We start from the raw sequence: 21,601 nt of genomic DNA on the forward strand, positions 1-21,601 counted from the left end.
AAAAGCGAGATGGAGGGGGGGAGAATGTACTAGTATAGTGTGACGTGTAATGAAGTATGTGGTTGTTTTAATATCGCAAAAACTATTTTCAATATGGATTTGTTTACGATCGTGACCGCACGTGCGGATTATGAACAAGGAGCGTTGGTGATTATTGATCAGACGCAACTTCCTGGACGGGAAGTGTATTTGGCGTTGAAAACTTCGGAGGAAATTTGGGAGGCTATTTATTTGTTAAAGGTAAGGGGTGCGCCTGCTATCGGGGTGGCTGCGGCATACGGGGTTGCCGTGTGTATGCAAAAGGTGGCCGCGACTGGGTTTGACGATTTCTACCGGGAGTTTTCAAGGGTGAAGGACTATTTGGCGTCTTCTCGCCCCACGGCGGTGAATTTGTTTACGGCATTGGAGCGTTTGAATCGTGCGTTGCTGAAGCATCAAGGTGTGGGAGTGGAAATTTTGAAACAAGTCTTGCGTGAAGAGGCCGAGGCAATTCGGAAAGAAGATGCGGAAGCGTGTCGAAAAATCGGGGAGCATGGTTTGTCTTTGTTAAAGCCGGGCATGGGATTGCTTACACATTGTAACGCGGGACATTTGGCGGTTTCGGAGTACGGCACGGCCTTGGCTCCCATTTATCTGGGGCAGGAACAAGGATTTGGTTTTTCGGTTTTTGTTGACGAGACCCGTCCGTTATTGCAGGGGGCGAGGTTGACAGCCTTTGAGTTGCAAAAAGCGGGTGTGAACGTGACCCTGATATGTGATAATATGGCCTCCTCGGTGATGAAACAGGGGTGGGTGCAAGCCGTACTGGTCGGGTGTGACCGTGTGGCTGCCAATGGTGACACGGCAAATAAAATCGGAACTTCGGGTGTGGCAGTATTGGCTAAATATTATGGCATCCCGTTTTACGTGCTGGGACCGACCTCGACTATTGATATGGATTGCCCCACGGGGAAAGAGATTAAGATCGAGGAACGTGATCCGGCAGAGGTGACCGAGAAATGGTACGATCGCAGAATGGCTCCAGAGGGTATTCACGTGTACAATCCAGCCTTTGATGTGACTCCTGCCGAGTTGATCACGGCAATTATCACGGAAAAGGGAATCGCCTATTTCCCGTTTAACGATACATTCCGGGAATGGAAAAAGAATAAATAATCGAGTCATTTTGACATATTGTATGTAAAATGTAAAGACAAAATGTCGGTCGTGCAATAAGAGTTGTTAGGGGAAATGAAAATAAATGATTCATATTCTTGTTGATTTTTAATGTTTTAGATTAAAACGCTTTTCCGCTTTTCAATATGAAGCTTTTAGATAAGAGTTTCGGTATATACTTTGTAATTTTAGGAAGCAGAAAGGAGAAAATGAGACTATGAACATGAACAATTATACAATTAAGTCGCAAGAGGCTGTTCAGGCAGCCGTGCAACTTGCACAAGAAAAAGGTCAGCAAGCCATCGAGACGGGACATCTGTTGAGAGGCGTGATCGAGAAAGGTGAAAATATCACGAACTTCATTTTTAATAAGTTGGGTATTAATAGCCGAAATGTTTTGGCGGCGTTGGATCGGATCGTGGATGGATACCCGAAGGTTTCGGGTGGTTCTCCCTATTTGTCCGATGAGGCCAATAAAGTGCTGGAGAAAGCCACGAAGTTGGCGGGAGAGATGGGTGACCAGTATGTTTCTCTGGAACATATTATATTAGGGTTATTGTCCGTGAAGGATCCGGTTTCCGGGCTGTTGAAGGATGCGGGTATGACGGAAAAGGAAACCCGTGCGGCTATTGACGAGTTGCGGAAAGGATCGAAAGTGAATTCCCAATCGGCAGAAGATAATTACGATGCTTTGGGAAGGTATGCAATCAATTTAAATGAAAGGGCTCGGAACGGTAAACTTGACCCCGTGATCGGGCGTGATGATGAAATCCGTCGGGTATTGCAGATATTGTCCCGGAGGACGAAGAATAACCCGATATTAATCGGTGAACCGGGTGTTGGTAAAACGGCGATTGCCGAGGGATTAGCACAACGTATCGTGAACGGGGATGTGCCTTCAAATCTAGCTTCCAAGAGTATTTACTCCTTGGATATGGGAGCATTGATCGCTGGGGCAAAATATAAAGGAGAGTTCGAGGAACGTCTGAAATCGGTTGTTAACGAGGTGTTAGCTTCAGAAGGTGAAATTATTTTGTTTATTGATGAGATTCACACGTTGGTGGGTGCCGGTAAATCGGATGGAGCTATGGATGCGGCGAATATTTTGAAACCGGCTTTGGCTCGTGGAGACCTGAGGGCTATCGGTGCGACGACGTTGAATGAATACCAAAAGTATTTTGAACAGGATAAGGCTTTGGAACGTCGGTTCCAGAAAGTGATGATTGACGAACCGGACGTGATGAGCGCCATCAGTATCATGCGTGGATTGAAGGAACGTTACGAGAATCATCACAAAGTGCGTATCACGGATGATGCCATCATCGCATCCGTGGAGTTGTCCCACAGGTATATTTCCGATCGTTTCCTGCCGGATAAGGCTATCGACTTGGTAGATGAGGCGGCTGCCCGTCTGCGTTTGGAGATGAACTCCGTGCCGGAGGAGATTGATGAATTGGATCGTAAGATCAAACAACTGGAGATTGAGAAAGAGGCGATCAAACGGGAAGGAAAGAGCAAGAAGTTGGATGAGATTCAAAAAGAATTGGCTGATTTGAACCAAGAACGCACGAAATTACGTGCCCAATGGGAATCGGAACGTTCTTTGATCGATGAGATTCAAAAAGATAAAGATGCGATAGAACAATATAAGTTTGAGGCAGACCGGGCCGAACGGGAAGGTGATTACGGGAAGGTGGCCGAGATTCGTTACGGTAAGATCAAAGAAGCCGAGCGGCGTATTGAAGAGGTGAAGGCTAAGTTGGCAGATATGAAGCATGGCAATTCATTGATCCGGGAAGAGGTGACGGAAGATGATATCGCGGCTGTCGTGTCTAAATGGACGGGAATTCCGGTTAACCGGATGATGCAGAGCGAGCGTCAGAAGTTGCTGCATTTGGAAGATGAGCTGCACAAACGGGTGGTTGGCCAAGAGATGGCAATCACGGCATTGGCCGATGCTGTCCGTCGAAACCGTGCGGGATTGCAGGATGCCAAACGACCGATCGGTTCGTTCATATTCCTGGGAACTACCGGTGTGGGTAAAACCGAGTTGGCTAAGGCGTTGGCAGAGTTCCTGTTTGACGATGAATCCTTGATGACGCGTATCGATATGTCCGAGTACCAGGAGCGTCATTCCGTGTCTCGGTTGATCGGAGCACCTCCGGGATACGTGGGATATGATGAAGGTGGTCAGTTGACAGAGGCTGTTCGGCGGAAACCGTATTCCGTGGTATTGTTGGACGAGATCGAGAAAGCCCATCCCGATGTATTCAATATCCTGTTGCAAGTGTTGGACGATGGACGTTTGACAGATAATAAAGGCCGGGTCGTTGATTTCAAAAATACGATCATTATCATGACCTCCAATATCGGTGCGCACATTATTCAGGAGCGTCTGAAAGGTATTGACGAAAATAACCGGGATGAGGTGCTTGATAAGACGAACCACGAGGTTTACGAGATGTTGAAGCAAACTATTCGACCGGAGTTCTTGAACCGTATTGACGAGATTATCATGTTTGCCCCGTTGAAGAAATCGGAAATCGTGGATATCGTACGTTTGCAGTTCAACGGCGTGAAGAAAATGTTGGAAAATAATGGTATTGCCATTGAAATCACGGATAAAGCTGTACAATGGTTGGCCGAGGCCGGGTATGATCCGCAGTTCGGTGCTCGTCCGGTAAAACGGGTTATTCAACGTACTTTGTTGAACGATTTGTCCAAACAGATCCTTGCCGAGGAAGTCTCCAAAGATAGTCGTATCATGGTAGACGTGAAGGATGATAAAATTGTTTTTGAAAACAAATAAATAGTTCGTAAGGTTTTGTTAAGCCCATAAGGCCATGGAAGTGGTTTTATGGGCTTTTCTTATTTTAAAGACCGAACAATATAAAGCATAAATTTTTTCGAAGAAGGGCAATAGCTCGTTTGTAATGGGTCTTTACGCTTGACTCGGCGATGTTTAATTCTTTAGCGATGTCGGGAATGGTTTTGTGGTCGACAACGTGTTTTAGCAATACTTCTTTTTGCTTTTCAGGTAACTGGGAAAGGATTTCGTTTAAACGATGCTGTAATTCTTCGTCAGGTTCTTCATCCGTTATATTTGAAAATAGCATCGCTTCGATAATTTTATCTTGATTGTTATCCTGAATCTTGAGGTTGCGAATGTATTTCAAGCAAGCGTTTTTGACATACGTGAGCAGGTAGGCGATGATGTTACGTTCACCATCGTATTTATCTAAATTGCACCATAACGTGAAATAGGCTTCTTGAACAAGGTCTTCTGCTTCATTCCAATCATAGAGATAACGCATGGCATAATGTCGTAGGTTTGAAAAATATTTGATATATAGTATACGAAACGCTTCTTCGTCATGTTTTTTTATCCTTCGACCAAGTTCTTGTATGTCCAAGTGAGGTTTCACCATATGCCAGATTTTGAATACAAATCTAAGTTATATTTCGATTATCTGCAAAAAAATAAAAAATCTTGTCCCCCGTTTTAAGGGTGAATGGTTATTGCTTTTGAAAACATTTTGATGACTATGGGACATGATGAATATATAGATTGGAAACTATTGGTGTGTCGCATGAACGGGGAATTATCTAAGGAGGAAGAACAGAAGTTTTTGACGTGGCTTGCCAAGGATACCCGACGAAAAGCGTACTATGAGAGGATGGTTGCCGAATGGAACAGTGATACTATCCGTGAGAGTGATATGTCACGGGAGTTGGCAAAATTGGATCAGTTCCTTTATCTGCAGAGGAAGAAAGGGCATCAGGTAATGTTGCGTAGGCGATGGTTGAAATGGAGTGTGGCGGCCGTATTGCTTGTCGGGTTGATCAGTAGTGTGTATATGCTACAACGTACGCGAGTTGAAATCCTCGAGAAGACATCGGTTGCAGTTATTACTCCGGGGAAAAGTAAGGCTATTTTGATTCTGTCTGATGGGACAAGTGTGAACCTTGATCGTGGTGTGGATAGCACGGATACATTCATCGGTGTGGCAAAAATCAAGAGAAACGAGGGAACCATTTTGTTTGAAGAAGACAGGAGAGGGACTGAAATGGAATATAATACAGTGATAACGCCCAAAGGGGGAGAGTACCATGTCGTGTTGAGTGATGGAAGTAAAGTTTGGTTAAATGCTGATTCAAAATTAAAGTTTCCGGTAAATTTTGGAGAGGGAAAACGGGAGGTATTTCTTTCCGGAGAGGCTTATTTTGAGGTCGTGCATGACGAAGGGCATCCCTTTGTTGTAACAACGGATTTGGGAAATGTCAGGGTGTATGGTACGCAATTTAACGTGCGGCGTTATGTTGATGAAGAGGGAATTAGAGCAACCTTGGTGGATGGAAGTGTCGGCTTTGCTAAAAATGGGCAGAAAGAAGATGAATACGTAAAAATAGAGCCTGGTTATCAAGTTCGTTACGAGGAAGGGCAGGAAGTTATTGTTCAAAAAGTAAAAGTATATAATGAGATTGCTTGGAAAAATCATCAATTCAGTTTTGAACGGAAACCGTTGGATGAAATCATGAAAGATTTTATGCGGTGGTATGATGTGAATATTACTTTCGAAGACGAATCCTTGCATGAACTTTATTTTTCAGCAACATTGAATCGTTATGGGAATATTGAAACATTGTTGCGATTTTTTGAGGCAGGCTATGATATTAAGTTTGAGATAAATGGTAAAAATATAAAGATAAGGAGAAAATAAAAAAGTACGAGTTGAAAGTTTGGCGACCTGAACCCGTACAATTTATTGATACATATTATTTAACATGTAAACATTTCAAAGGTATGAAAAAAAATCAATTTGACAGGAGAGGAGTTCCTGTTAATTTTAGAAAAACGTGTCGAATTATGAAAACGTATGTTATTTTCACACTATTTTTCACGTTATTCATTTCAAATGCTGTTTGGGGACAAGTGAAAACAGTGACATTGAACGTGAAATCAGAATCCGTAAGTGATGTTTTGATTCGTATTAAGGATATTACGGGAGAGCAGATTATTTTTAACGAGAATCAGTTGGAAAAAGTGATATGTCAGAACATCTCCTTGAAAGACGTCCCGGTAAAGGATGCCATTGATGCGGTATTGAAGGGAAAAGGTTTTAGTTGCGAGGTGATTGACGGGGTGTATGTTATTAAGCGTGAGACAGAAAAACAACAGGTGAAGGCTTTAAAAATCACGGGTAAAGTCACCGATAGCGGAAAGAATCCACTACCGGGAGTTACTGTACGAATAAAAAATACGAACATAGGAGTTGCCACGGATATGGATGGTAATTACACGATTACCGTGGCAGAGGGAAATGAAAAGCCCGTGTTGGTTTTCTCGTTCGTGGGAATGAATACACAGGAGATTACTTATGCAGGAAAAGATATTATAAACGTTACATTGCAAGATGAAGCTTCTGAGATTGACGAGGTTGTGGTTACCGGTATGTTTACTCGTAAAGCAGAGAGTTTCACGGGTGCGGCAACGACATTTAAACAAGAGGAGTTGAAAAGGGCCGGGAACCAAAATCTGCTGAAGAGTTTGAAAAATTTGGATCCTTCTTTTCAAATTATGGAGAATCTAGAATTTGGTTCGGATCCTAACCGAACTCCGGAAATTCAGATGCGTGGACAAACATCATTTCCTAATCTTCAAGGAGAGTATGAAGGAAATCCGAATCAGCCGTTGTTTATTCTTGATGGATTTGAAACAACGATTGAAAAAGTGTATGATTTGGATATGAATAGGGTCGCTAGTGTAACGTTATTGAAAGATGCTGCAGCTAAGGCTATTTATGGTTCTAAAGCAGGTAATGGGGTAGTTGTTATAGAAACCATTCGTCCTAAAAGCGGTCAGCTGATGATTTCATACACGGGTAATTTGGATATAGAAGTTCCTGATTTAACCGGTTATAATTTGATGAATGCTGCGGAGAAATTGGCATTTGAGAAAGAACGCGGGATGTATTTTCAAGGATATTGGAGTGCATCGGAGAAACAGAAATACGAGGAGTTGTATAATGCACTCTATGATGATGTGTTAAATGGTGTTGATACTTACTGGCTTAGCAAACCTTTACGTACCGGGGTGGGACAAAAGCATTCTTTAACCTTGGAAGGTGGTGATGAACGAATGCGTTATCAAGCGGGAGTTTCATATAATAATGTTGCCGGTGTTATGAAGAAATCAGATCGTAACACGTTAAATATTAACACGACTCTTTCGTACACATATAAGAATATGATTTTCCGCAATAGTTTGGAGTACACGCGGAATTGGTCTGCAAACTCTCCTTACGGCTCTTTTGATGAATATACACGATTGAATCCTTACTGGCGACCTTATGATGAAAATGGAAACCCGATAGTGGAGTTGGGAACCATCAGACAGAAAGTTTATTACAATCCCTTGTATAATGCAACGTTAAATACGAAAGATGAATCCTATTATAGTGAAGTTCGTGAGAATTTTAGCATGGATTGGAAGATGAATGAAATGTTTCGGGCTACAGGTTCGTTTGCCTACACTCATTATCAAAATGGTTCAGATGTTTTCTACCCTGCCAGTCATACGAAATTTATCGAGTATAATGAGGAGGAAATGAGCGATCGTAAAGGCAGTTATACTAAAACGTATGGTAATCGAAATGCAATACAAGTAAATATCGGTTTGAATTTCAATAAAACATGGGGGAAGCATTTGGTTTTTGCTAACGCGACTTGGAATATTTCAACCAATCATAATGTAACAAATTCTTACATGGCTGAAGGGTTCGGTAATGATCACATGGATGATATCTCGTTTGCCATCCAATATGCTAAAGATAGTAAACCTTCAGGGAGTAATAGTAAAACACGTGAGATCGGTATCATTGGGGCATTGAATTATTCATACGATGACAGGTATCTTTTTGACGCCTCGATTCGGGAAAGTGCTTCTTCCATGTATGGTGCAGATAATCGCTGGGGTACATTCTGGTCATTAGGAGCAGGATGGAATGTTCATAAAGAAAGTTTTTTAAAAGACAACGGAGTCATCACGCAATTGAAATTGCGTGCCTCAATGGGCTACACGGGTACACAGAATTTCGATCCCTTCCAGGCTCGGGCCCGGTATGAATATGGAGATACTTATTATGATAGCAGTTATGGTGCTCAATTACTTGGTTTGCCTAATGCTGCATTGAAATGGCAACGTAATATGGATTATAATGTCGGAATGGATTTAGCCGTGAAACGCTTGCTGATTTTGCGTGCAGAGTATTATATCCAACGGACAGATGATTTGTTATCAGATATTTCTATTCCTTTATCTATGGGATTTTCTTCTTATAAAGATAATTTAGGAAAAATAGAAAATCGGGGGTATGAGTTTTCCGTAGCCTTGACCCCGTGGCGGAATGATAAGAAATCTGCATGGGTTACCGTTAATGTTTCAGCTCTTCATAATGAGAATAAAATTAAGGAAATTCATGACATATTCAAGAGTCATAATGATACGGAAAATGCCGCTAAAGATGAGATCATAAATTCAAATTCGGGAACAAACGAGGAGTATGAGGAACGGGTTGAAAAATACACGAAACCTTCAACTCTTTATTATGAGGGACAATCAATGACCGCTATCTGGGGAATGAAATCGCTAGGGATTGATCCGATGACCGGGGAAGAATGGTATTTGGATAAAGCTGGAAATCGGACTCAACTTTGGAGTTCTGATCAACAAGTGGTAATCGGTGATACTCAAGATAAGTTAAGAGGAACAATCGGGTTAAGCGCAGGATTTAAAGGATTCACGCTTTCCATGACTTGCAGTTATAAGTTTGGTGGGGATATTTATAATTCCACGTTAATTTCAAGAGTAGAAAATGTTACCTTGAGAGATAACTTGGATAAGCGTATTTTAAATTCTTGGAGAAAGGTGGGTGATGAAGCACCTTATAAGGCTGCTAAGAGTTATGATGGAGCAATAAATTATACGAAGCCGACATCTCGTTTCATACAGAAAAATAATGAACTATATATATCATCCATTAATTTGGGATACGACTTTTTTGGTCATAGTTGGTTAAGCAAGGTGGGATTGGAGCGTTTAAAATTGTCTTTCTATATGAATGAATTAGCTCGTTTCTCAACGTTGAAAATAGAGAGAGGAACGTCTTACCCGTTTGCCCGTAATTATTCTTTCTCATTGCAGGCTACATTTTAATTATAAATAAGAAGATTATGAAAGTGATAAAAATATTTCTGATTGTGGGTATGGCACTTTTGAGTGTGTCATGTGACAAGTGGTTGGATGTAAAGCCTCAATCCCAGTTGGATAGGGATGATTTGTTCTCCTCGGAGAATGGTTATTCGGATGCCTTAATTGGTGTTTATGCCGAATTGTGTGACGGGAGTCTGTATGGGCGTGAATTGACTTACGGGGCTTTGGATGTTATGGCCGGGTATTATGACAAGGGAAATATGATGGGAGAATTTCCTTATCTTTATCAATATCTTTACAAAAAAGATAATACGAATAAGCAGGATTATGTAATAAATATAATTGATGCTTTCTGGTCAAAAATTTATACCCAGATTGCGAACTTGAATGCCATGCTCCAGACGATTGACGGAAATAAGAATTTGTTTTCAGGGGAAAATTATAATGTAATTAAAGGAGAGGCAATAGGTTTACGGGCTTTTTTACATTTTGAATTATTGCGTATGTTCGGGGAACCTTATGCCAAGGATAAGGATGCCGAGTCAATTCCTTATGTGGATGAATTTACGACTTCTGTTACACGTCTTTATACAGTGGATGAGATTATTACATTGGTATTAAAAGACTTGGAAACGGCCAAAGGATTATTGGAGAATGATCCGATACACTTAGGAACGACCCCCAGTACGGTTCTAGCTTCAAAAGTAACAGTTGATGCAAACAATAATATTTACGCTTGGCACAATCGTCGTTTCCACTTTAATTATTATGCAGCAATCGCAACAATGGCACGAGTGTATTTGTGGAAAGGGGATAAAGCGAATGCATTGTCAAAAGCGTTGGAGGTGATTGCTGCTCAAGAAGAAAAGTTCCCATGGGTTATTGCCGGTAATTTAATGAATATTGGTTCAGATAAGATATCGGATAAAATTCAGGATGCTACGTTTGCTACGGAACATATTTTTGCGTTGAATGCAACGAAATTGGAGACTTTATCGGATGGTTACCTGTATGGAGGACAAGGGAGTTTGTTATTGACCGATCGTTCTATTTACCCGAGCTCTTTTGATTATCGTTATAAGAACTTGTTTAAGATATTGGATGGTACAACGTTGTATGTTACTCGTAAATACGAGTCTTTGAGTAATGTATCTGCGGCCTTCAAAAACAGGATACCGATGATTCGTATTTCTGAGATGTATTATATTGCAGCAGAGTGTGAAGGAGATGGAACGTTAGCAACGGATTATCTGAATGCGGTCCGTAATAACCGCGGGCTTACAGCCGAGAAATTAGAGAACTTGACTCCTGATTTGCTTAAGAATGAAATTTTCAAGGAATACCAGAAGGAATTTTATGGAGAGGGACAATTGTGGTATTATTACAAACGTACGTTAGCTCCGACGATTGAAGCAAACAAAAATTATTTCACGAGCATTGATCTTTATACGTTTGATCGTCCTGAAAATGAGGATGCTTACCGCTTTTAATTCTAAAATTGAATGACATGAAAAAGATGAAAATATGTTTTATGGTGTTGGCTGCACTCGTTGTTATGGCTTGCTCCAAAGATAAGATAGAGACGTGGGAGAGTAAGAGTTTTGTGTGGTTTGTAAATACTGATACGACGGTACTCTCTTTTTTGCAATATGCTGATGATGTGAAAGAGGCCATGATAGAATTTGAGCTTTCCATGGCAGGGCAGACGGTATCTTATGACCGGAAAATAGATGTGCAAATGAGTACGCCTCCTAGTGGGGTAGGCACTAAGGTGGAGGTGACGAATGCAATCATTCCTGCTGATTCGGTGAACGGAGTTGTCAAGATAAAAGTTTTTCGAACGGCTAATTTAACTGAAAGAGCAGACACGATGGTTTTTAAATTATGTGCAACGGAGTATTTGGAAGTAGGCGACACGTTACAATTGAAAAAAGCTTTGGTAATTGCAGATATGGCCGTAAAACCGGGATGGTGGAATAATTGGGCAGATTATTATATTGGGAATTATTCAGAGGAAAGATATCGCGTTATTATTGCTGCAACGGGTTCTACCGGCAGTCCGGCAGGAGAAGGATGGTATGGTTCGGAATGGCTACTGAACAAATATTTACTCAAAAAATATGTTCAGGACCATGGTCCTTTTTATGAAGCAGATGGAGTTACTGAAATCACATTTCCTAATCTATAAATGATTTTAACGATGAAAAAAATATATTTTGTCTTACTTGCCGTGATGTTTTTTTGCGGGTGTTATGACGATAAAGGTAATTATGACTACACGACACAAGAAGCGTTTGAAATAAGTCTTGAAGAAACTTATTTCGAACGTCAGATAGGAGGACATTTGTCCATACAACCCACCATAAAGACAAAGATACCGGAAACGGATCTTACCTATCAATGGGAAGTACATAGTTTGAAGCCGGGAGATGGGTATACTCTTTTTAATAAATTTGCGGAGGGCAAAGATCTTGATTGGGAATGTGTATCAACAGAGTTGATGCCGGGTATCGGTCAATATACAATTCGTCTTCATGCAACTCAGACATCCACGCAACGTAATTTTTATTCGGAGCAAATTACACTTTCTATTGCCGGAGTGACGGGATTGCTTGTCTTACACGGTAATGATTCACAAAGCGATATCGGTTTATTGGTTGCACCTGAATTTCGGGGGACCAATGTGATGGATGAAACCATCGAAAATTACCCCACCATGTATTCACAGGCTAATGGGTCAAAAATACAGGGTAAAGGCAAAGCTATCTATCATTTATTCACATCTAATATGGTGTATAATGGATTAGAAAATCGTTGTTATGTTGCCGCGTTGACGGATCAAGGAGTTACGTTGGCAAATTATTCTGGATTACAAAGATCGGCAGACTATTTGGATCTGTTTTATTCTCCCTCGATTCCGCATGGGAAACCGCAAAGTTTTTACGTGTATGATTCTTATGAGACAATTGTGGATGATGGTATGTTATTTTTTACAACACCTTCCTATGCTCCTTTGTATATAGCACCTCTTGACGATGATGTGCAGGCCTCTTTGGAAGAGTTTGAAAATGGAATCTATTTTTCTCCATTTGTGTTGAGAGGGAAAAGTGGTGCTACGTACACCCGTATGATCATGTTTAATATGATAGACCGCGGATTTGTGGGATATTCCGATGGAAGTATGTGGCCCAACAGATACACGAAACTTGATGCCACGTTGGATGGGACAACTTCTGTTCCATTTAACCCTGCAAAGATGGATGCAGATTTATTGTATATGGATCATGGTGGAAGTACTAATCATACGATGGCTGTAATGCAGGAAAATGATGGGAAAAAACTTGTTGTCGAAATGGATTTCAATACACAAACTCTGTCCCAAATGCCTTATGCAAAATATAGTGATGTGAGTGGTTTACAAGATTTCGATCAGGCTTTTTCCTATGCTTTTGGGGAAGATCAATTTCACATGTGCTATTATGCCACGTCAAATGCTATCTATCGTTATTCCGTGGAGAAGGGAAAGGTTCCTCAAAGTGAAAAATTGATGACTATTGATGGGCAAGTGGTAGATTTTAAGGGAGCTGAGATCACGATGATGCGTTTGTTGAAACCCAATGCAACAACCAATGATTCTTGGTCATATAAATATTATAATCAAATGCTTGTAGTCGGAACTTATGCTAACGGAGAAGGTACGTTACGGGCCTTTATTGTTGATCAATCCAGTGGTCGGGTACTATCAGAGACTTCATATTCTGGTTTTGACAGAATATATGATGTTGCTGTGAAAGGATTATAGCTATTGTTATAATTGTTGCCATATTGAATAGAGTGATAAATTTCTTGAAAATGGATGTTTGGGGAAAGATAATTCACTCTATTCAGGATGGTATAGCCAAATTTTACAATGATACATTAGTTATATTGTATTGATAATTAAATTATTGCATTCTAAAATAGAAATATTATGAGAAAATTTGTTTGTATTGTAACTGTATTGTTGTCTATAGTTGTAACTGTTAAAGCACAGGATTACGAGGCATTAGGTAAATTTATGAAAAAGTATAGTCAGAATTGGGCTAGAAGCTATAACGAGCAAATAGGGCAGCCTATGCCTTCCTATCATTTTGACAAGAAATTGAATAGTAAAGCCTTGAAAGGTAAATTCGTCGTGTTGAATTTTTGGGCAACTTGGTGTGGAGGATGTCGTATATTATCTTGTGATTTGGATACCGTATTATTTCGCAATATGACACCATATAAGGGGGTACAGGTGATTGGTGTGGATGCCCATGAGAATATGGTGGATAAAGGATTGAAAGCTAAAAAATGGTGGGAAGAACAGAAAATATCTTATCCCGCCGTCTATGGAAAGGCGGCAGATGCCTGCTGTGATACAGTACATGGAACACATCCTTCCGTGTTACTTCTTGATGACGAAGGAATTATCCGGGGGCGTTGGGATGCTTGGTCTCCGGGGCTTGGCGGTATGGTAAAACTGGCGATATGGGCTCTGAAAATTGTACCGGAAAATGGGATTAAAGCTGATGTGTCAACCGTTCAGAACTTGATGGCTCAAAAAGAATGGGATAGAGCTCTTTATTTACTGGAATGTATGCCGGAAATTGCCGAGTATGCGGCGTTGAAGTACACATGTTTGCTTGAATTTGATGAAAGGTATGCCATTGAGTATTTTGGAGAAATACGGGAAAAATATAAAGATCATCCTTTGTATGTTGATATAATGGAGAGTGTTATGCATGATGTTTTAGCTTCGGATTCACACGATTACAATCTTGTTAAGAATGGAATAGATGCTATTATTGAATTGTTCTATAAGAATAAAGGTGGTGATTACAGATTGTATGAAAATATAGGAATCCTGCGTTGTCGTTATGCTGATTATTACAAAGAGAGAAGCTTGAGCTATTTTCAACAAAGTATTGATGTGGCAAAACGGTCAAACGTGGATGCCAACGAGATCGAAAGGCTTGAAAAACAATTTGAAATTGTAAAGAAAGAAATAGAACAAGGAAAATAACCGGGTTAAACTATATGTATGAAGAAAATCATTTGTATAATTAATTGCTTGCTTGTATGGAGTTACACGTGTGTTGTGGCACAAAATACAAGTGATGAGGCGATGATTCATACCGTTCATTTCCCGGAGATGCGTGTCGTGGTAAACAGTGATATTCCTGGAGCACCGATTTTATCTCAGCTTCAACGGATTGATGGAACGGAACGAGAAATCAGAACCGAAAAACATGGCTTAATTTATCCTGCCTTTTTTGATTGGAATGGCGATGGTAAAAAAGATTTGTTGTTGGGTGAATTCGAAACAGGACAGAAAGGTTCGTATATTAAGGTGTATTTGAATGAGGGAACGGATGCTGCCCCCAGTTATTCCGGTAAATATTTTTACGCGACCGATGTTAATGGAGATACCATTACAAACTACCAGTGGTGTTGTATCGGAATTCACCCCCGTCTAATCGATTTGGATCAAGACGGTTATTTGGATATTATTTCGGGACAGTATAACCCGGGACAGATTTCATGGTGGCGGGGTTCAAAAGACGGTTTTTTACCTCGGGTATTTATAGAACAGGAGGGATACGTGGAAGGAGCCGTATTAAGTGATGGGAAGGGGGACGATCCGAATTCATTAACTTATTGGAATTATACGTCGGTCCATTTTGCTGATTATGACGGTGACGGTTTATTGGATTTGTTTGTTGGAGGAAGTGGTGGTTTACGTGTGGCATTGAATGTTGGGACGAAAGAGAATCCTAAATTTGGTATTCGTAAATATCTGCTTCATACGGACGGATCTAAATTAACTATTCATACGAGAGACGAAAAGAGCAAAGCGTATTTGTATAAAACTTACATGACTCCAGTAGATTGGGATGGCGATGGCGTGTTAGATATTTTGTTGACGTATGAATATGTAAAAGAGGGGCATCATCCGGTTGAATTTTTTAAAGGAGTGCAAACACCGGAGGGTTTGAGGTTTGAAAAAGCAATCCCATTATTCACGGAAAAAGAAGGCCGTAAGGCTTTGCCGGGGTGTCAACCTATGATTACTCTGGTGGATTATAACAATGATGGTGTGCAGGATATAGTGCTTGGACTTTCAATCCCGACAATCAATGGCTTTGAAGTCGCACCGGAAATTGCTTGGGATTGGATTCGTAATGTTGGGATTGAGATGCCGGGAAAAGACGCTGGTCGAGGAGTAGAGTACGCGGGAGGTATTGAACAATTGATACAGAAAATTGAAGAAAATCCGGCATTAAAAAATCATTATCTCGGTAAATTGAAGGATTATAAATATTTGACACTACGACATCGTGGGTATCTTTTCGTGATGTATGGAACTAAAAATCCCAAAAAAGCAAAACATTTGTCCATAGATATTCCCTTGGGGGAGGTAGAGGAAGAAGTCGAAGAATCTATGCAAAAACCGGTATCGATTTCTTGGAAATTGCCGGATAAATTAGAAGTTGGTAAAGAACTGGAAGTTGAAGTCATTTTTTCTTTTCAAAAAGGATGGCATGGGTACGTTGATGATGAAATAAATACGGCTTTGGGATTCATTCCGACAACGGTTGATTTCGAATTTCCTAAAGGAGTGACAAAAGTTGGGGAAACAAGTGCGCCGAAACCTTCTTATGTAGGACTTTATCCGGTTTACGAGGGAAATCAAAAGAGTTTCAAGCAAAAATTTATTTGTTCTAAGAAATTATTGAAAAATAAGGGCGAGATTGTTGTGAAAGCAAAAATTCAATACCAGGTATGTAACGAAAATATGTGTATGCCCCCGGTGGAAGAAACATGGCAGCAGTTAATGAAAAAGTAAATTGAAATAAATAATAAGATGATGAAAAAAATAGTTTTATTGGTATTTGTGTTGTGCGGAAGTATAGCCTTGTTTGCACAAAATAGAAAAATGACATTAAAAGGTGAGTGTTCACCAGCAAGGAATGGTGAGAAACTCTATTTGTTAATGGGGAGTGAAGTACCATGCGATTCTGCCGTTGTTGAGAATGGAAAATTTGAGTTTCCTCTTAAAAATCTCCAACCGGAAGAGGTGCTAGTGGTACGTGTGGGTAAAGATGGGACACAGGAATGTGTATTACTTTATCTTGATTATTGTGATACTTATTTGAAACTTGGAGAAGAAACGTATCAAACATTTAATACGAATTTTATAAAATGTACTGTATCTGGTAATCAGACGGATGCGGTGCTTCGGGAGGTTAATGATATTTTTTTCAATGCTACTTGGCTTGACCATCCGGATACGGCAATTGAGAAATTGAAAGAAGTAGCGAAGAGACATGATCTGGCTTCGGCCTACGCTTTGCGTAAGTATAACCAATTTGTATTTGAACATGGATTAGCTTCTGCGGTAAAAGAGAGTCTTGATAAGATGTCTCCGATCGTGAAAATGTCTGCTGCCGGACAAGCATTGCAGAAGTATTACGATCGTTATGTCAAGCTTGCGCTGGGAGCAATAGCACCGGATTTTACATTGAATACTCCGGAAGGGGAGCCTTTATCTTTACATGAATATATTAAGGGCAAAAAGCTTGTTTTAATAGACTTTTGGGCATCTTGGTGTGGACCTTGTCGTAAAGAGGGGGAGAATATAAAAGCGATTTACAAGGAATATCATGCTAAAGGATTTGATGTTTTGGGAGTTTCCTTGGACACCAAAATGGAAGCGTGGAAAGAAGCTATCGAGAAAGATGGTATCACGTGGGGCCAGGTATCCGATTTGAAAGGCTGGAAAACGCCACTCACTAAATTGTATGATTTCATGGGTATTCCTTGTCTTTACCTTGTTGATGGGGCTGGACGTATTGTTGCAAAAAATTTACGAGGAGAGGAATTACGTAAAAAAATAGCTGAACTTTGTGAATAGCTTGTTTATGTTGTGAAATTTGAACCCCGTAAGGTCGCAAAAAGTAGACTTTACGGGGTTTTCTACATGTAAAATATCACCCATTTTCGATAAGAAATACAACTTCTCCTTTGTTCACCTTCCCCATCCACTCTCCCTCAGGCAGGGGAAGAAGGAGGTGGCAGCGAAGCTGACGGAGGAGTTTGAACGTGAAAACAAGAGGCGCGGTCACGCAAGGAAAAAAAGGTAATTATTGGAAAATAATCCGGAATAATATCCGATTTAACCCTCGAGATCAAGAATTATACATGATCACATCCGGATGACTACCATGTAAAACGCTATTAAAACGCTATTAGAACGCTATTAAAACGCTATACTGAATAGCGTTTTAATAGTATTCTAATAGCTTACTAAAAATTTTATACCCGGAAATGAGCCGCTAGTGATGATGATTTGCAATTCTATTGTGCATATAGAAGTTTAGTATAATTCAATATAAAGTAATAGATACTGAATTTAAGTTGTTTAGATAAACTAATTTCCTCGATTCGCATTGTATGGTGATGAACGACGCGATAGACCGCTGGAACACGACTAGCATAATGACAAGCTACAAGGAGAAGAAAACGATTGTTATCCACCCAAGGTGATGTTCGAACTACTTTTGACGAGCGAGGTCAAGTTGTTTTTCATTTTGAGGGGCTGTTTACATGAATTGATGAAGAAAAATGGAGGCGGGTAGCGAAAAAATAACAAGAAGTAATTATATTTGCTTGCGGTGTATGAAAGATTTTTGTTAGAGAATACAAATAAGGAGGAGGGTAACGTATGGAGCATGAATTGTATACGGTGAAATGGTTGAATGAGAATTATTCTGCTCATTTTGAAGAATTGTATAAATCAATATACAAGCGTTTGTATTTTTTTGCTCGAAATTTTTTAATGGATGAAGCGTTGGCAGATGACATTGTTCAGGAGGTATTTCTCGGGTTGTGGAACAAGGGAAAAGAGATGCGAGAAGATATTCCTCTGGAACGTTATTTGTTTATATCAACGAGAAACTTGTGTGTAGATTACCACCGTCGATTAAACATTTTGGATAAATACCAAAAGCATTTGATGGAAGCTGAAGCGATGGTCTACTTTCCTTACGGGGGAGAAGAGACGGAACGAGCAGTTAAAGTGAGAGAACTTTTGGACGAATTGCCGGATATGCAAAGACAGGTGTTGAAATTGAGTATTTGGGAGGGGTTGAAATATAAGGAAGTTGCGGAGCGTTTGAACATAGCGGAAGGCACTGTGCATACTCATATAAAACGGGCGTATAAATACATCAAAAGTCATTTGGTGTTGCTTTTAATATTCTTGAATTTGATATTGAACAAAATTTTATGAAAAAATATCATTTTATTGTACCCGGAAATGGTAGCCAGTTCGTTTTCTTTTATACGATGCAAGTAGAATTCGTATTAATTTAAGAGGAGGAGATTATGAAACAAATTGAATGGGATATCATAGAACGTAGATTGGAGGGAGGATTGTCTCCCGACGAGGAGATTTGTTTTCAAGATTGGTATGCGGAAAGTGAAGAGAATAGAAATTATTACCATAAATTGGAAACCTTTTATAAAGAAAACGGTTTTGTCAAAGAGATAACGGATCAAGATGTAAACACTTCTTGGGATAAATTCTCTATGCAAGTGAAGAATAAAAAGGACGGCAAAAAACGTTTGATCTCCTATTGGAGTGTTGCATCTGTCGCTGCTTGTTTGTTGGTCGGAATGTTTATCTTGTTTTGGTTTGGACAAGAAAGAGGCGTAGTAAATAAAGAGGGGGAGTCAATAATTGTTGCTGGTGGCAATAAAGCTGTTTTGTGGTTATCTAACGGGGAGAAAATTGCGTTGGAGAACCATTCTGATGAATTTGAGGAAGCATCGGTAAAGATTGTGAATTCGGGATCATCATTAAGTTACGAAGAATATAAAGATACCGTATTGCAAAAACGTGTGATGAATCGGGTTGTAACACCCCGGGGGGGAGAATACGGCATCACATTGGCTGATGGAACGCAGGTTTATTTGGGGGCTCTTTCCGAGATTGAATATCCCGTTGTTTTTGGGAAAAAATCGAGGGAAGTAAGAGTGTCCGGGGAGGTGTATTTCAATGTCGCTCGCGATACGAATCGTCCTTTTATCGTGAAAACGGGGCATTTGAACGTGGAGGTTTTGGGAACGTCTTTCAATGTACGGGATTACGCGGATGAAGATTATGTTGAAACAACGCTGGTTTCGGGAAAAGTGAAAGTGTGCGTGGGTGAAGAATCTTGTATTTTGGAATCAAACCATCAGGCCGTGTTGGATAAGAAAAATAATATACTCGAGGCAAAAGAAGTTGACGTGTCTGAGTATGTTGATTGGAAAAGCGGTAGGTTGAACATCCGGAATAAACGATTGGAAGATATTTTGACGCGTTTGAGTAAATGGTACGATGTTTATATCTTCTACGTGAATGAAGAGGCAAAAGATATTCGTTTCTACGCTAATATAGACCGCTACAGCGACATGAATGAGTTGTTGGATAAGTTTGAAAAAACAGGGGAAGTCGAGTTCCGTGTGAAGGGAAATGTGATAAACGTGATGACAAAATAAAAGTGTATTTCTTCCAAGTTCTTTTTGAATAATTCTAAAATAAAAGAGAAAGAGACTGTGTCTAACAAGTCTCTTTTTTTTGTGTGAAAAAATCGATGAAATGGGATTTGATGTACCCGATTTTAAGAAATTATTCGTTTTATTATAAATTGGGAATGTTATCACCTGTGATCTAGAAAATGATACAGGAGTATTTAATGTACTGTATGTATGAAAAAGAGTAATGTAATCACGAGAGGATTAGGATTATGCGGAAAGGTGTGTCTGATCGCAACCCTGATTGTGGGTGGTGTTGCTATCGCGTTTGCTAAAAACCGACCCACTCAAGATAAATGGCTGTCTCCGGTTTTACGTGGAGGCATAACGACGTTGAATGTTGTCGTTTCAGGTAGTTTGAATGAAAAAGTGAAAAATGTGAAAGTCGCTTGGCATGGTTTCATGGCAGGGGAGCGGGAGTTTTCGTTAAATCAACAAGGAATTGGGAAAGTGGAGTTTGAACATTGCGGAACGTTGTGTTTGGAAATTAACGTGAGTGGAATTCAACGGACAATCGACGTTATTGTCAACCCGGGAGAAAACGTGGAATTACAACTGGATGCACAAAGGCAGACCTTCGATTTTAAAGGAGATTACGCGGAACTGAATCGTTATTTGTTCTACAAAAAAAGTGAACATGCTTTCGTGCCGGCGAAAGAAAAAATGAAAGGGATGACAGGGCATGAATATGTTTTGTATTGTAAGTCTTTATATAAAGATCAGGTTCGAGAATTACGTAAAGCAAAGCTTGGAGAAAGTGAGTTTCACTACGCCAGCCTGGAAGCCTTGTTGGATTGCTTTAAGCATATTTATTCCGGATATTGCAATTTCGAAGCGGCTCACCGTGCAGAACCGGAAAGGAGTGGTTTGCGGATAACTTGCGATGATTTGAAAGTTTTGTCATCCGATATTATTGGTGCTGGCTATGATCTTATGCTTTTCCCGGAAAATAAGGTGTTGCCTTTGTTGCGTCTCTTGAAAGACGAGCAGCAATTATTTCTTTGTTTAGGGGTTAACACGGGCTATTTGTTTGATTTGTATAGAACAAGGTCCAGTGCTATTAAGTTACATGAAAATGTTCCTTTAAACGATAAATGTTTGGAACAATTGAAATATGTCTCTCCGGAAGTTGCGGATTGGTTTCTTCGGTTAAATGAAAAAGTAGAACAGGAATGGCAAGCTCATGTGGGGAAAAAAGGGTATGAAATCGGTAAAGTGCCTGTGGTTCCCAGGGAACAAGTTTTGGATTCTATTTTGGCAGGTTATCGTGGAGAGGTCGTTTTTGTTGATTTCTGGTATGTTTACTGTCGATCCTGTTTAAGAGCGATGGCAGAGATGGAGGCGGTAAAAGAAGAGTATTTGAAAAAAGGGGTGAAATTTTTGTTTATCACGGGGGAAAAAGCATCTCCAGAAGTGCGTTGGTTGCAAATGATTCCGGACATGAAAGGCATACACTATCGTGTTACGAATGAGGCATATCGCTATCTAATCGATGAACAATTTAAAATGAAAGGATTACCCTATTATTTGATTGTGGATAAGCAAGGAAATATAAAATATCGATATAACGGTTTTATGGGGTGTGAAAAAATGCGAGAGATATTAGATGAGGAATTAAGTAAATAATAATAG

Annotated in this window: 14 protein-coding genes; 13 read left to right on the forward strand and 1 reads right to left on the reverse strand. The window is 40.1% G+C overall.

Annotation, left to right across the window (positions count from 1 at the left end; genetic code table 11):
• The first annotated feature begins 93 nt into the window (after nt 1-93).
• A complete protein-coding gene (mtnA, locus tag D8S85_RS16520) occupies nt 94-1,155 on the forward strand; it encodes an S-methyl-5-thioribose-1-phosphate isomerase (RefSeq protein ID WP_106481416.1) in 1,062 nt (353 codons plus the stop codon).
• 217 nt (nt 1,156-1,372) lie between these two features.
• On the forward strand, nt 1,373-3,964 hold the full coding sequence (clpB, locus tag D8S85_RS16525; protein ID WP_106481417.1) for an ATP-dependent chaperone ClpB: 2,592 nt from the start codon (nt 1,373-1,375) through the stop codon (nt 3,962-3,964).
• Between the two features lie 64 nt (nt 3,965-4,028).
• Here clpB and D8S85_RS16530 read toward each other — a convergent pair whose 3' ends face one another.
• A complete protein-coding gene (locus D8S85_RS16530; RefSeq protein WP_106481418.1) occupies nt 4,029-4,583 on the reverse strand; it encodes an RNA polymerase sigma factor in 555 nt (184 codons plus the stop codon).
• A gap of 117 nt (nt 4,584-4,700) precedes the next feature.
• Here D8S85_RS16530 and D8S85_RS16535 point away from each other — a divergent pair, with 117 nt between their 5' ends.
• The 11 genes from D8S85_RS16535 to D8S85_RS16585 all read left to right on the forward strand — a co-directional run bounded on the left by D8S85_RS16535 (nt 4,701) and on the right by D8S85_RS16585 (nt 21,595).
• A complete protein-coding gene (locus D8S85_RS16535) occupies nt 4,701-5,876 on the forward strand; it encodes a FecR family protein (RefSeq protein WP_205702810.1) in 1,176 nt (391 codons plus the stop codon).
• A gap of 146 nt (nt 5,877-6,022) precedes the next feature.
• Nucleotides 6,023-9,370, forward strand: coding sequence for a SusC/RagA family TonB-linked outer membrane protein (locus tag D8S85_RS16540; RefSeq protein WP_158641613.1), 3,348 nt, complete (start codon nt 6,023-6,025; stop codon nt 9,368-9,370).
• A 17-nt stretch (nt 9,371-9,387) separates the two neighbouring features.
• Nucleotides 9,388-10,857: a RagB/SusD family nutrient uptake outer membrane protein gene (locus tag D8S85_RS16545; RefSeq protein ID WP_127075390.1), complete on the forward strand. Its 1,470-nt coding sequence runs from the start codon at nt 9,388-9,390 to the stop codon at nt 10,855-10,857.
• 17 nt (nt 10,858-10,874) lie between these two features.
• A complete protein-coding gene (locus tag D8S85_RS16550; RefSeq protein WP_106481422.1) occupies nt 10,875-11,555 on the forward strand; it encodes a DUF4843 domain-containing protein in 681 nt (226 codons plus the stop codon).
• Nucleotides 11,556-11,567: 12 nt separating this feature from the next.
• Entirely contained in the window at nt 11,568-13,169 is a 1,602-nt protein-coding gene (locus tag D8S85_RS16555; RefSeq protein WP_158641614.1) for a PKD-like family lipoprotein, read from the forward strand.
• Nucleotides 13,170-13,337: 168 nt separating this feature from the next.
• Nucleotides 13,338-14,411 carry a TlpA family protein disulfide reductase gene (locus D8S85_RS16560; RefSeq protein WP_106481424.1) on the forward strand — a complete coding sequence of 358 codons (1,074 nt, stop codon included), beginning with the start codon at nt 13,338-13,340 and terminating at the stop codon, nt 14,409-14,411.
• An 18-nt stretch (nt 14,412-14,429) separates the two neighbouring features.
• A complete protein-coding gene (locus D8S85_RS16565) occupies nt 14,430-16,235 on the forward strand; it encodes an FG-GAP repeat domain-containing protein (protein ID WP_106481425.1) in 1,806 nt (601 codons plus the stop codon).
• 18 nt (nt 16,236-16,253) lie between these two features.
• The gene (locus D8S85_RS16570) at nt 16,254-17,303 is read left to right on the forward strand and encodes a TlpA disulfide reductase family protein (RefSeq protein ID WP_106481426.1); all 1,050 of its coding nucleotides are present in this window, start codon (nt 16,254-16,256) and stop codon (nt 17,301-17,303) included.
• Nucleotides 17,304-18,113: 810 nt separating this feature from the next.
• Entirely contained in the window at nt 18,114-18,680 is a 567-nt protein-coding gene (locus D8S85_RS16575) for an RNA polymerase sigma factor (RefSeq protein ID WP_106481427.1), read from the forward strand.
• A gap of 95 nt (nt 18,681-18,775) precedes the next feature.
• The gene (locus D8S85_RS16580) at nt 18,776-19,933 is read left to right on the forward strand and encodes a FecR family protein (protein WP_106481428.1); all 1,158 of its coding nucleotides are present in this window, start codon (nt 18,776-18,778) and stop codon (nt 19,931-19,933) included.
• A 210-nt stretch (nt 19,934-20,143) separates the two neighbouring features.
• A complete protein-coding gene (locus D8S85_RS16585; protein ID WP_106481429.1) occupies nt 20,144-21,595 on the forward strand; it encodes a TlpA family protein disulfide reductase in 1,452 nt (483 codons plus the stop codon).
• Nucleotides 21,596-21,601 lie beyond the last annotated feature (6 nt).

The sequence above is a fragment of the Butyricimonas faecalis genome, from assembly GCF_003991565.1.
Lineage (GTDB): Bacteria > Bacteroidota > Bacteroidia > Bacteroidales > Marinifilaceae > Butyricimonas > Butyricimonas faecalis.